The sequence below is a fragment of the Algoriphagus sp. SE2 genome, assembly GCF_039563885.1.
Taxonomy (GTDB): Bacteria; Bacteroidota; Bacteroidia; order Cytophagales; family Cyclobacteriaceae; genus Algoriphagus.
In genome coordinates this window covers 53,471-66,490 of the sequence record NZ_JBCLWJ010000003.1, presented here as the reverse complement: position 1 = coordinate 66,490, position 13,020 = coordinate 53,471, and the positions used below count along the sequence as shown (strand labels likewise).

Below are 13,020 nucleotides of genomic sequence, written 5' to 3'. Positions count from 1 at the left end.
ATTGAATTTTTTATTTACCTTAATTTTCTCCAAATTTGGTACCCCAATTATCTCAGGGTCCATCAGATTTTCAGAAATCTTCACTAATGAGTTCAGAAGCTAGCGCCGTTTGGAATGAATGTTTACGTGTGATCGAACAACACGTCAATGAGCAAAGCTTTTCAACTTGGTTTAAACCGATTAATCCAGTAAAACTCGAAGGAACTAACCTTACAATTCAAGTTCCAAGTCAGTTTTTTTTCGAGTGGCTGGAGGATAATTATGTGCAGGTTTTAAAACTTGCCATTAAAACGACTTTAGGCCAAGGAGGAAGGCTTGAGTATGCTGTTGTTGTAGATCGTGGCAATTCCTCTAATCAACCTTATGTGGTTTCCTACCCCCAAGGGAATAATGGCAAAAAAGGAGCTACTTCTCAGGCAGAAGAACAAAGAACTCCATTTGAGATGAAATCATTGGATGCAGAAGCTTTAACAAAAAGTAATCTTAATCCAAACTATACTTTCAGCGCATACATAGAAGGTGACTGTAACAGGTTGGCGAGATCTGCTGGATTTGCAGTTGCTACCAAACCTGGTATCACCTCCTTCAATCCTTTGATGGTTTACGGAGGAGTTGGATTAGGAAAAACTCACTTGGTACAAGCAATTGGTAACGAAATAAAAAACGGCCCTGAAGACAAGTTTGTACTATATGTTTCTTCAGAAAAATTTGTAAACCAATTCATGGATTCTATCAAGGATGGAAACGTGAAAAGCTTTACAAATTTTTATATGCAGGTAGATGTGTTGATCATTGATGATATCCAATTTCTTGCAGGAAAAGACAGAACCCAGGAAATGTTCTTCCATATCTTCAATCACTTACATCAAAACAAGAAACAAATTATCATGACTTCGGATTGCCCTCCCAGAGATTTGAAAGGGTTGGAAGAACGATTGCTTTCTAGATTTAAATGGGGATTGACAGCGGACTTGCAAATGCCTGACTTCGAAACCAGAGTAGCAATTATTCGAAGGAAAATGCAGTCTGAGGGAATAATTATTCCTGTAGATGTAGTGGAATATTTGGCATATACTGTCGATACAAATGTAAGAGAGCTTGAAGGAATTCTTATTTCTTTAATTGCTCATGCTTCATTAAATCGAGTAGAGATAAGTTTGGAGCTCGCTAAAACCGTGATGAAAAACATCATCAAGGATATAGAGACTGAAGTAGGTATAGAATATATTCAGAAGACAGTTTCTGAATATTATGGAATTGCTTTAGAAGATTTGAAAGCAAAAACCCGTAAAAAAGAAATCGTGGTTGCAAGGCAGGTTTCTATGTATTTTTCAAAAGAGTTTACGAATCATTCCTTAAAATCCATAGGGTATCATTTTGGAGGTCGAGATCACTCCACTGTAATACATGCCGTACAAACGGTAAATGATTTGATGGAAACTGATAGTTCCTTTAGAAATGCTGTCAATGAATTGAAAAAGAAATTCAAGATGAGGTCTTACTAGAATTTAGATCGAATAAAAAATTACTTTTTTACTACTCCCTCCAATTCATTTAAGTCAAATCCCAGTGTGGTGTACCCAAGTGAATAAGGACCTATTTCATAAGGAATATATATTAATTTCAAATCCCCATCCTCAAAGCCAATAGCATTTGGCAAAAAGAATTCTCCTTCAGGAAGAAAAAACTGGCCATCCTCTGATAAAGAAATGGAATCAGGTACTTGATGATATTCCCGAAAAGCCTTTTCAGTTTTATCCAGTAGAACTTTCTTATCCAGGATAAAATCTTCCTCAGTCATCAATTCACCATTAAACTTATCAAAGGTCAAGAAATTTATGCTTGAATTGGGGTGAGCTCCTCCAGAAAAATTAAACTCCGAAATTTTAAAGCTGATCAAAGAATCTGATTCATAGCTTTTTTCTACTGTTAATTCAACATTCCAATCACCAGAAGCATCAGGGAAATCGTTTTTAAAATCCACATAAGAATTCACAAAATCTTCCGCAGCCGATTGCAAATCTGCGAAGACAGAATCTTGCCTAAAATAAGCAGTCAAATTTGTTAGGATGACTTGATTAATCTTTCCTCCAACTTTATCTTCTGATACCAAAGGCCAGGTTATCTTTACTTCTGCACAACTTTCTTCAACACAACCCTGAACGGAAAGTTCTTCTGAAGACAATGGTAACTCTCGGTTCTTGTTTTCGGGACTGGAACATGCCAAAAGCAAGAAAACCAATAAAAATGACTTTAATCTCATCTGGGTTTATTTAGAGTTATCAAAAAATATTTCAATCAATTCTCTAGCCAAAGCCAAAGGACTTTTTTCTCCAGACTGAACTTTTGGCTTTTCTTCTAATAATTTCTTTTTTATCATTGAATTTTGGAAAAATCTATTGCTTAAGAGAAACTGAAGATTTTCTTCAAGCCACTTAATTCTTTGTTGAGACCTATTTTCTTCCTTAAACCCAGATTCAACAGTAATAGCTTCATATTCTGAAATCATATTCCAAATATCTTCTAGCCCGGCTTTTGTAATAGAAGAAGCTGTTAATACGGGAGGAATCCAGCCACTCTCAGTTTTTGGGAATAAATGCAAAGCGTTCTGATAATTTACTTTTGCTCTTTTTGCTGCAGACATATTATCAGCTTCAGCTTTATTGATCACAATTCCATCCGCCATCTCCATAATTCCTTTCTTAATTCCCTGAAGCTCATCCCCGGCTCCTGCCAAAACTAATAATAGGAAGAAATCCACCATACTTTTGACCGTAGTTTCGGACTGCCCTACCCCGACGGTTTCCACCAATATTACGTCAAATCCAGCTGCCTCGCAGAGTAAAATAGTCTCCCTGGTCTTGGCAGCGACCCCTCCTAACGTAAATCCTGCAGGGCTTGGACGAATAAAAGCCTTTTTATCAGCGGCAAGTTTTTCCATTCTGGTTTTATCCCCCAAAATACTTCCCTTACTTTTCTGACTGCTGGGATCCACTGCCAACACAGCCAGTCTTTTACCTTTTTCAAGTAACAGGTTCCCAAAAGACTCTATAAAAGTACTTTTACCGACGCCGGGGACTCCGGTTATACCGATCCTAATAGATTTTCCGGTGTGAGGTAAAATTTCCTGAACTAACTCAGACGCCAATTTTGAATCTTGCTCAAGCCTACTCTCCACCAAAGTGATAGCTTGGCTTAGTCTGACTCGGTTCCCATTTAAGACACCAGATTTATAGTCCTCTAGGCTAAGTCTTTTCTTCATTCTGGATAGCCATCTATAAATTTAACATCCCCCATAGGCCCTTTTTCATAAGTAGCCAAAACATAAGGCTTCAAGCCTGAAGTGAAATACGGATCGGTTGGGGAAAGGCTGATTTCCTGATCAACCTCATCAGAAAAGAAAAACACCAATGTTCTTCCATATTTGGTATGAGGCTGCATATCTCCGAAAGATTTCATCCATTCTTTATTTGGATCTAACGACTTCACAGAAATAATACGAACTACAGGTCCCGTATTATTTTCATTCCTGAAACTTGACAGCATTTTGTACTTTCCTTCAAACTGATCTAGTCCTGGCTGAGTAAAACTTTCTTTTCCGATCCAAACAACCAGAAAAATGACCACTCCGGTCAATAAATAGAAAATCAATTTTGAGCTTTTCAAGAACTTTAGAGGGTTTACAAGGTTTAGGCCTTAATTTAGCCGAAAATTCTGACAATGAGTTTCGAGTACATCAAGGCCTTACATATCATATTTGTAGTCACCTGGTTTGCAGGCCTTTTCTATATTGTCCGTTTATTTATTTATCAGACGGAAGTAATGGAAAGGCCTGATACAGAACGCGCAATTCTAAAACCGCAATTGGACCTAATGGCTTCAAGACTATGGTATATCATCACCTGGCCTTCTGCGATTATTACATTAATCCTGGGCACTTGGGTGCTAAGTTACCGAATGGGTTATTTAGAATTGGGGTTTATGCATGCCAAATTAGCTTTTGTTTTGCTTTTATATGCTTATCATTTCGGTTGTCATAAAATATTCAAAGAATTGCAATCTGGAAGAACTAGATGGACCTCTACTCAGTTGAGAATATGGAATGAGGTTTCAACGCTTCTTCTCTTTGCAATTGTTTTCTTAATCGTCCTTAAAAATACGCTCAGTATGGTTTGGGGATTGTTAGGGCTGATAGGTTTAGGTATTACCTTAATGATAGCAATTAGAATTTATAAAAAATTCCGAAACAAAAATTCTTGATCTAATGAAATTTAAAGGAATCATACCATTTTCAATTTTATTGGCAGCAACATTTTGGCAGTGCAATTCTAAATCAAATGTTGAATCTGAAGTATTACCAATCCTAGGAAATTATCACGTCGATGAAATTGAAATTGAGGGTAAAATTCTAAAAGATACAGTTTACCATAAAATTGCAGATTTCGCTTTTGTAAATCAGGATGGAGATACTGTTTCAAATTCTTATGTCGCAGGTAAAGTATATGTAGCTGATTTCTTTTTCACTTCTTGCCCTACTATTTGCCCAATCATGAAAAAGGAAATGCTCAGGGTTTATGAAACCTATGGAAGCAATCCAAACTTCAAGATTTTAAGCCATTCCATTGACCCAAGACATGATACGCAAGAAGTTTTAAAAGATTATTCGGTGAAACTTGGGATCCCAGATGCCTCGACTTGGAATTTCTTAACAGGTGATTCTGAAAAAATATTTGAAATTGGACAAACGAGTTATTTAACTACGGCAATGGAAGATCAAAATGAGGCAGGAGGCTTCCTACATAGCGGCGCTTTCTTGTTGATCGATCAAAAAGGTCGAATCCGTGGAGTATATGATGGTACAAAAGCTGATCAAGTAGACCGACTAATAAATGACATCCCAAAAATTCTCGGGGAATGAAAAATTTGATTCCGTTTTTGTCCGTTCTTTTTCTCATCTCCTGCGCACCTAAATCTTCCAATGATGAGAATACTTTGGCAAAAATTTCTAATCCTGAAGTCATGCAATATGCCATTGCAGGCAAGACTCTATATGAAAATCATTGTGCTAACTGCCATCAAAGCAATGGGAAAGGTCTAGGTAAACTAATTCCTCCTCTAAAAAACTCTGACTATTTCAAAGCTGATATTCATAGAGCCATTTGGATTATGAAATATGGACAAAAGGGAGAAATTACAGTTAATGGACAAATCTATAATCAGGAAATGCCTGCAAGCCCTAGATTAACCCCATTGGAACTAGCTCAAATAACTACTTATCTTTTAAATATTTGGGGGTTGGAAGAAGGGAAAATTACTTCTTCGGAAGTAGAAAAATTCTTGAAAACTAAACCTTCTCTTTAGTCAGGAAATACTTGGTTTGACTTAGCCAATACTTCTTTAAACTGATCATTGACTTCGGTCACTTTAATTAATTGCTTGTCAAGATAAATTTTAATTTCTTCTTGGGTTTTATCACCATCTAATGCATCATATTGGTGCATCCAATCAAACATTCCTTCATATGCTGCATCCAAATCAATTGCCAATGCTCTTAACTCTTCAATTCTAGCAGTATCTGGGTTCTCTTCTTGCTGGAGACTTTCGATCTCTTGATTTGCTTTTTTTTCAAGCCCCTTCAATTTTCCCATAAGAGGCATCACCTCATCATGAATCGAAATAATCTTTTTACGCATTTCTAAATTCTCATCCTGAACACTTGGTCCACAGGAGTTCATGAGTAGTAATAACACAATAGTTAAAAAAGGAATATATCTCGTCATGATTAAAGTAATATTTGATGTAAAGGTACTATTTATTCTTTTTTTAATATAAGAATATAAGACTTTTAAAAATTAAGAATTAAAGAAAGTAACCCGTAATTTTAAGATCATAAAAATAAGATCGAATGAAACCATTTTGCTTTGCTGACGGAGAAATAATAGAATCAAAAAACGCTACCATTCACCCGATGGACCTTGGATTAATCCGAGGGTATGGGATTTTTGACTTTTTCCGGTCTGTTAATTACAAGCCTCTATTTTTAGACCATTATTTAGATCGGTTTATAACTTCAGCAGAAAAAACATACCTTCCTTTAGCTTACAATCGGGAAGAACTAAAACAGATTATCAAAGAACTCACTGATAAAAATGATATGGAACAAGGTGGGTTCCGAATGGTATTGAGCGGTGGACTTTCAGATAATCATTTTTCTCCCGCTAAGGGCAAGCTTTTTATTTTTCCTGAAACTCTTTTATTTCCCAGTGAAGAAAAATATAGTAATGGTATTAAACTTCTAAGTTTGGACTATGTAAGACCAATCGCTGATATCAAAACTACTAATTACGCATTATCAGTTTGGGATAGTATACGTTGGAAAAAAGAAGGAGCCGAAGATGCTTTGTACCACAGAGACGGTTTTGTGAGTGAAAGTTCAAGAAGTAATTTCTTTATTGTCAAAGAGGGAAAGGTAATTACTCCAAACAAAGATATCCTATTAGGAATTACGAGAAAGCATATTTTACAGCTCACTGAAAAAGTGGATATCAGACCAGTTACCTTATCGGAAGTGTTTGAGGCTGAAGAGGCATTTATTTCGAGTACAACTAAAATCTTGTTACCCGTAACTCAGATAGACGAACACAAAATCGGGAATGGCAAGCCTGGACCCATTTCTTTAGATTTACTGGAAAAATTCAAATTACTAGAAAAAGAAAACTCCTATTAAAAGGGAGTTTATTATTCTAAGATCAACCTGGCGTCTTTGAGAATATACATCAATTTTTCGGGGTCATCTCCGTTAAGAACTAGCTTTCCTCTTACCTTAACCCGCTTAGATGTATATTTAATCGGATCTGTTAGCATTACTTCCATAACTGTTTCAGGTCCTCCTGAACCGCAAAAGAAGCATTCAGCCAAGGGTAAACTAGACAGAATAATATGTTCTGGCTTAAACATGCCCTCAAAAGGAATAATATATCCATCAGCTTCTACCTCAGTTCCTTCTAGTTTTTTTGATTCCTCAGAAAACACTGGAACATAAAGCTCCCCAAACTGGTCTTCACTTATTTTATAAGAAACATCTGAAAGGCTTTTCCACACATTTTTCTCCTGAGAATACGCATTTGCTGTAAAAAACAAAATTAAGCTAAGTAGCCCAAAAACTATTTTCTTCATCATTTTCCCTTTCGTTGATAATTTGATTGCTATTTAAGCCTTTGTTAGCTGCTTTGCAATACTTGTTTGATAAGCTGTCAAAGCAGGAATAACAGATGCCAAAACTCCTACTACTAACGCATAAGCTACCACCCAAAGTTCGGCTTTTAAGAAAATCCAAGGTTGAAGGCTTACCATAACTCCTGTTTGGTTTTGTGAAATGATTAGAGCCAAAAAGCTATGCCCTATCAAAATCCCAATAAGAGCTCCTAGGAAAGTTAAGATAAAACCCTCCATAAAGATCAATAGAACCAGTTGAATTCTTGAAGCTCCAATAGCTCTTAAAATAGCCAAATCATATTTTCTATCCTTAAGTGAATTGTACAGAGCAATAAAAATCCCGAGTCCCGATATTCCAATTAAAACAAAGGCAAGGCCTTTAAGCATGCTAATTCCTACACCAAATAATTCGAACAATCTGGACATTTCAAAAGAAGGCGAAGCCGCCTGCATATTTGTTCTACTATTCACAAATCTCGGAAGCTGAATAGCAGCCATTGGATTTCTGTATTGAACTAAAAGAGTTGTTAATTCTTTAGGTTCATCCGATTCAGGTAGACCATGCAGAGTAATTTCGCTTGAAATGGATTGGTCCACTTTTTCAGAATCTTCACTTTCCTCATGAGTAAGCCATACAGATTCAATACTTGTCAGTATCAATCGATCCACTACATTTCCTTTGGATTTCAATACACCTGAAACATGAAAATAATTAGCTTCATGATCATGGCTCCCTTCACTTATTCCATGGCTTCCAAGAAACTCATCTCCTTCCTTCAAGGCCAGTCTAGAGGCAACTTCCGATCCTAAAACTACCTCAAAAGCCTTGGACCAAGGCTTCCCACTTTCAAAATCTACCTGATACAATTCAAGGTAGTCTAGATTGGTCCCAACTATTCTGAAACCCTGGTAATTATCGCCAAGAGCCAAAGGAATGGTATTTTTTACCAACCGATTCCTGCCTAAATTTCTAGCCTCTTCCAAATCAATATTCCCTGTGGGAAAATCAATATGATAGACACTAGAAAGAATTAATTGCAACGGGCTCCCTTTGGCACCTACCACCAAATCAATTCCTGCTGCATCTTCATTCATTTTCTTTTCCAGCTGATCTTGCATAAGCAAAAGAACTGTAATAATAGCAAGACCTAAAGCCAACAAAATGACATTCAAGCCTGTAGAAAAAGGACGAAATATCAAATACTTCCAGCTCAGCTTGATTAGGTTCATGAGGATTTGACTTCTATAAATTTTGGAATATGATTTTTCACCCTTTGATCATGCGTGACTATAATCAAAGCAGCTCCAATTTTCTTCGATTGTTCCTTTAACATCTGAATCACTTTCTCAGCATTTTCATCATCCAAGCTTGAGGTTGGCTCATCCGCAAGAATCAATTTGGGTTCATTTGCCAAAGCTCTAGCAATTGAAACACGTTGGGCTTCTCCTTCACTTAATGTCAAGGTGGATGAATTTATTTTTTCAGAAAGTCCTAAATCAATTAGGATTTGCTTCAATTTTTCATTTTTCTTTTTGCTGAAAAAATTTGCCATCCGAAGATTCTCCAAAACAGATAACGGTGCCAATAAATGTGGTTTTTGAAAGACTATTCCAATATTTTGACCTCTAAACTGATCCAATTTTTGACCGGATAAATTAGAAATATCCTGGCCATTAATGACTACCTCACCCGTATCCGGTGCTGAGAGGCCTGATAATAAATTAAGCAACGTTGTTTTTCCGCTCCCCGATTTTCCTAAAATCAACAAGCTTTCACCTTCACTGAGTTCTATATTATCAAATCGGATTGCCTTTTGACCTGGGTGAGTAAAAGTTAAGTCTGTTGTCCTTAAAAGCATATCAGTTAACTGGGATTGACACATAGAAAGTTGTCCCTTTATTTTCTTCGCTTTCAAAGGAAATTTCCCCTTTTAAAACCTCCAAACATTTTTTGACGATCGCAAGCCCCAATCCGGAACCTTCTCTGATTCCAACATTGTGGGCTCTGAAAAACCTTTCAAAGAGTTGTACCTGCTCTTTTTTTGGGATACCGATCCCATGATCTGTAAAAGATGCTTTCAATTTTTGATCCTCAAATTCTAAACTGAAATTTACTATATCACCGTCTTTGGAGTATTTGACTGAATTTGATAGCAAATTTTCAAAAACCTGATAAAGTAAATCATAATCTGAAACAATTGTTTTGGGAAGGTTTCCAAGATTTACTTTTATAGAAACATCATTTTCTATTCCTGCCTTTACCGTGTCAAGAACTTCCTTCACAAAAGCTCCCAAATACATCTTTTTAGGCTTAAATTCCATCTTGTCTGCATCTGCTTTACCAAAGAATAAAACACTTGTCAAGAGATTATTCAAGGCTCTTACCGAATTTTCGATTTTTGAAGCATGTTTTGCAATTTTCGCTTTAAATGGATGATCCTTCTCAGCATAAATCTGTAATAATTGGGCAGAGCTTAATATCGAGGTTAATGGAGTTTTGAAACCGTGAGATACATTAAGTACAATTCTGGATTTTAGCTCATTTATTTCTCGCTCTTTTTCCAAGGCTTTAGTCAACTCTTTATTCGCTTCATGCAAATCAGCAGTTCGTTGCCTTACTTTTTCTTCAAGTTCATTATTAAGCTTTTGAAGCTCCTTTTCTTTACGGTCTTTAAAAATGGCAAGTTCAATCACCATATTTAATTCCCGAATATTGAAAGGCTTTATGACATAAGCACTTGGATTAGTTCCAACCACCTTGTTTAAAGTCTCTGCATCAGAACTTGCACTTAAATAAACTACAGGAATATCATATTTCTCATTTACGATCTCGGTGGTTTTAATACCGTCCAATTCCCCAGCCAAGTTGATATCCATCATGACGATATCCGCCATGTTTTCTTCTAAAATATCAAGGGCTTTTTCTCCAGAATCTGCTATTCCGATTATATCATGATTGTTTTTTTCAAGTGCTTTTTTTAATAATAAAGCGGAAACAGAATCATCTTCTACTATGAGAATTTTTAGACTAAACATTCGTGATGGAGGGCTTTAAAAATCTTTTCAAGATCGAAATTACAAATTTTATCATTCTGGCAATGGGATTTCTATTGTCACAATAGTACCTGCATTTTTTGAACTTTGAAGAAGTATTTCTCCATTAAGGAGAGAAACCAAGTTTTTAGTAATACTCAAACCTAAACCAGTCCCTTCATATAATCGCTGGTTACCAGTGCTTTCCTGTTCAAATGGTTGAAATGCTTTTCTTAAAAAGTCTTCAGACATACCTACTCCGGTGTCTTCAATAGATAACAGAATATTATTTTTTCTCTTATCCACTGTTAACTTTATTTCTCCGCTATCTGTATACTTTAAGGCATTACTGATCAAGTTATTTACGATCATTTCCATAAATCGTCTATCTATCTTGCCATAAAATGGGGTTTTGAGAAAAACAGTTTTGACCGACAAACCTTTTCTCATGGCAAGATTTTTCAATGGAGTAATTATAGTAGCTAAAAACTCATTTATCTCTGTATCCGAGTAGACTACATTCATTTTATTTGCCTCAATTTTGGCAATATCTAAAATAGAAGTAATTGTATTTAAAAGCCTCTCTCCACTTTTAAGGATAATATCCAATTGTGAAACCAATTCAGGGTCATCTTGCCTCATCATGATAATATGTTCTGCCCCACCAATTATCCCATTCAATGGTGTTCGAATTTCATGACTAATATTGGAGAGCATACTCGTCTTATATCGGTTTGCCTGCTCTGCTTTCTCTTTGGCATCCCTTAATTTTTGTTCGATAGCCTTCTTTGAAGAAAGGTCTCTGAAAACACTTAGAATCAGATTTTTACCATCAAAATTCTCTTGGATAAGGATAGAAAATACCTCCATTTCCAAATTGCCTGATTTCCATGGAACTACACTTTCATACGTGAATCCGGTAGATTTTCTCTTAATTATACGTTTCAGAAAGGACTTCAAATACTTCGTATAATACTCTGAATAGCTAAATAAATCCACGACCATTGTATTTTCCAATTCGGATATTTCCTTGTTTACTAATTGGGAAAAACTTGGATTTACGGTCACTATTTTTTCTCCATCTAGAGTTAGCATCAACCCATCTTTGGAACTGCTCCAAACATTTTTAAACTGCACTTCCGCAATTTGCTTTTCTTTCGTTTTTTGGTCGAAAGCTGATTTCAATACACCAACTTTCTGTAGTTGCTGGTAAAACTTGTTGATTAAGATACCCAAGCCTATTAAAAACAATACCCATAACAAAATAAACCAAGTTTGTAGATAGATAGGTTTTAAAATAATGAAAGGTTGAGAAACAACGGTTTCGGAAAAGTTTTCGCCTTCATAAGACGCTTTTAATTCAATTTGATAGTTACCGTAAGGGAGGTTTGAAATAAAAATAGAAGTTGTTTTGGGATCTTTAATAACATTCCAACTTTCACTTGGATTCATTCTATAATGCACCCAAAGGTCTTTTACCTGATTAAATCCAATTGCAGAATAATCTATCTCAAAAGAATTTTTTGCAAAAGGAATTTCATGCTGCTCATTGGTATCTAATTTTAATGAATCGAGAATTATGTTATTAAATATTACACTTGGTGCACTTTTAATTTCTGATTTTTCTTCTGGAAAAAACAGAGAGAAACCTTTCAAAGTACCAATCATTACTCTTCCAGAGGAAGCCTCTAACAATGCTCCTCTGTTAATCTCATTTCCTATCAATCCATTCTTTTCATTAAAATGAGTTAGAATGTTGCCCTCTAATAAAAAGACCCCATCGTCTGTACCAACCCAAAGTCTATCTTGACTGTCTTTTAGAATTGCATAAACAGGCCTGTTTATTTCTTGTCCATCAATATAATAAGGTGCTATACTATCCCCTTCAAGAATTTTTAGCCCCGTTTCTGTTCCAAATAAAATCCGATTTGGCTTAAGTTCTAAAAAATCATATCCATCTTTTATGAGTAATTGATCATTCTCATGAAATGGCTTTTCATTTGATGTTTGGCCAGCTTTCATGATCATTAATCTCCCATCCGAAAGCTTGCCAGCTTTTCGCATATAAAAGTTATCATCCTGCAGTAATTCTTCTACAGAACTGTTAATATCATTTGAATAAAGCCTTGAGGTACTACTTCCAATTTTATAGATATATATATTTTTCGGTCCAGTAATTATTAAAGAATCACCCTCAACTTTTACAAATGAAATATTTACATCTGGAGGAGGTGGAAACAGATTTATTTTTTCACTTTCTATATCATATTTTCCAACACCACTCCAATTCGAAGAAAACCAGATCGTGCCGTTTCCATCATTTGCAAAATTCACAATTCTCCCATTTGGGTTGCCATCAGGAAAGGAATCCCTTAATACTGTCTTTACCGCAAGCCTGGAATATTTTTGAATCCCATTATTAAAACCAAAAAGGTATTCACCCTCATTTAATTTTCCGATTGCTGTCACTTCCTCCGCCATCAAAGTAGTTTGGTTTACACCATAATTTTGAAAAGCCAGACTAATGAAGTTTACTAAACCACGACTTGTACCAACCCAGAGTATTCCTTCCCTATCTATCATAGATTTATTAATAGAATAAACACGAAGCTCATCACTTAAATCTATCAATAAAGGAAATCTGTATTGCTTTGAGTATTTGAAAAGCTGGGAGTTAAAATGATAAAGCACGGCCTCTTGATCAAAAAACAAATCATAAAAATCAAGAGAAGAGTATTTTTGTGCGGAAAAATTCTGATCTAAGATTTTACT

14 protein-coding genes are annotated in these 13,020 nt (G+C 35.7%); 5 read left to right on the top strand and 9 right to left on the bottom strand.

The window, feature by feature from the left end; genetic code table 11:
* The first annotated feature begins 86 nt into the window (after nucleotides 1-86).
* The gene (gene dnaA / locus AAGF08_RS04465; protein WP_343509852.1) at nucleotides 87-1,505 is read left to right on the top strand and encodes a chromosomal replication initiator protein DnaA; all 1,419 of its coding nucleotides are present in this window, start codon (nucleotides 87-89) and stop codon (nucleotides 1,503-1,505) included.
* Nucleotides 1,506-1,525: 20 nt separating this feature from the next.
* Here the strand turns inward: dnaA and AAGF08_RS04460 are convergent, their stop codons facing one another.
* From AAGF08_RS04460 to AAGF08_RS04450, 3 genes are read right to left on the bottom strand one after another with little or no spacing between them, the layout of a single operon-like run.
* Nucleotides 1,526-2,263, bottom strand: coding sequence for a DUF4163 domain-containing protein (locus AAGF08_RS04460; RefSeq protein ID WP_343509851.1), 738 nt, complete (start codon nucleotides 2,261-2,263; stop codon nucleotides 1,526-1,528).
* A gap of 6 nt (nucleotides 2,264-2,269) precedes the next feature.
* Nucleotides 2,270-3,262, bottom strand: a complete 993-nt coding sequence (gene meaB, locus AAGF08_RS04455) for a methylmalonyl Co-A mutase-associated GTPase MeaB (RefSeq protein WP_343509850.1) — start codon at nucleotides 3,260-3,262, stop codon at nucleotides 2,270-2,272.
* A complete protein-coding gene (locus tag AAGF08_RS04450; RefSeq protein WP_343509848.1) occupies nucleotides 3,259-3,666 on the bottom strand; it encodes a hypothetical protein in 408 nt (135 codons plus the stop codon). The genes meaB and AAGF08_RS04450 overlap by 4 nt, the downstream gene beginning before the upstream one ends.
* A gap of 54 nt (nucleotides 3,667-3,720) precedes the next feature.
* Here AAGF08_RS04450 and AAGF08_RS04445 point away from each other — a divergent pair, with 54 nt between their 5' ends.
* The 3 genes from AAGF08_RS04445 to AAGF08_RS04435 are packed head-to-tail and all read left to right on the top strand — an operon-like array spanning nucleotide 3,721 to nucleotide 5,361.
* The gene (locus AAGF08_RS04445) at nucleotides 3,721-4,260 is read left to right on the top strand and encodes a CopD family protein (protein ID WP_343509847.1); all 540 of its coding nucleotides are present in this window, start codon (nucleotides 3,721-3,723) and stop codon (nucleotides 4,258-4,260) included.
* A gap of 4 nt (nucleotides 4,261-4,264) precedes the next feature.
* Nucleotides 4,265-4,918, top strand: coding sequence for an SCO family protein (locus tag AAGF08_RS04440; RefSeq protein ID WP_343509846.1), 654 nt, complete (start codon nucleotides 4,265-4,267; stop codon nucleotides 4,916-4,918).
* Entirely contained in the window at nucleotides 4,915-5,361 is a 447-nt protein-coding gene (locus AAGF08_RS04435) for a cytochrome c (RefSeq protein ID WP_343509845.1), read from the top strand. The genes AAGF08_RS04440 and AAGF08_RS04435 overlap by 4 nt, the downstream gene beginning before the upstream one ends.
* Here the strand turns inward: AAGF08_RS04435 and AAGF08_RS04430 are convergent.
* Nucleotides 5,358-5,780 carry a hypothetical protein gene (locus AAGF08_RS04430; RefSeq protein WP_343509844.1) on the bottom strand — a complete coding sequence of 141 codons (423 nt, stop codon included), beginning with the start codon at nucleotides 5,778-5,780 and terminating at the stop codon, nucleotides 5,358-5,360. The genes AAGF08_RS04435 and AAGF08_RS04430 overlap by 4 nt on opposite strands.
* 125 nt (nucleotides 5,781-5,905) lie before the next feature.
* On the opposite strand from AAGF08_RS04430, the gene AAGF08_RS04425 reads away from it, so the two are divergent.
* On the top strand, nucleotides 5,906-6,727 hold the full coding sequence (locus AAGF08_RS04425; protein WP_343509843.1) for an aminotransferase class IV: 822 nt from the start codon (nucleotides 5,906-5,908) through the stop codon (nucleotides 6,725-6,727).
* Between the two features lie 11 nt (nucleotides 6,728-6,738).
* Here the strand turns inward: AAGF08_RS04425 and AAGF08_RS04420 are convergent, their stop codons facing one another.
* The 5 genes from AAGF08_RS04420 to AAGF08_RS20550 are packed head-to-tail and all read right to left on the bottom strand — an operon-like array spanning nucleotide 6,739 to nucleotide 12,270.
* Complete coding sequence (locus AAGF08_RS04420; RefSeq protein ID WP_343510193.1) at nucleotides 6,739-7,176, bottom strand: hypothetical protein; 438 nt, start codon at nucleotides 7,174-7,176, stop codon at nucleotides 6,739-6,741.
* A gap of 33 nt (nucleotides 7,177-7,209) precedes the next feature.
* Nucleotides 7,210-8,445: an FtsX-like permease family protein gene (locus AAGF08_RS04415; protein WP_343509842.1), complete on the bottom strand. Its 1,236-nt coding sequence runs from the start codon at nucleotides 8,443-8,445 to the stop codon at nucleotides 7,210-7,212.
* Entirely contained in the window at nucleotides 8,442-9,074 is a 633-nt protein-coding gene (locus AAGF08_RS04410; protein WP_343509840.1) for an ATP-binding cassette domain-containing protein, read from the bottom strand. Before AAGF08_RS04410 ends, AAGF08_RS04415 begins: the two co-directional genes overlap by 4 nt.
* 1 nt (nucleotide 9,075) lies before the next feature.
* Nucleotides 9,076-10,251, bottom strand: coding sequence for an ATP-binding protein (locus AAGF08_RS04405; protein WP_343509838.1), 1,176 nt, complete (start codon nucleotides 10,249-10,251; stop codon nucleotides 9,076-9,078).
* 51 nt (nucleotides 10,252-10,302) lie between these two features.
* A complete protein-coding gene (locus AAGF08_RS20550; RefSeq protein WP_353527393.1) occupies nucleotides 10,303-12,270 on the bottom strand; it encodes an ATP-binding protein in 1,968 nt (655 codons plus the stop codon).
* Nucleotides 12,271-13,020 lie beyond the last annotated feature (750 nt).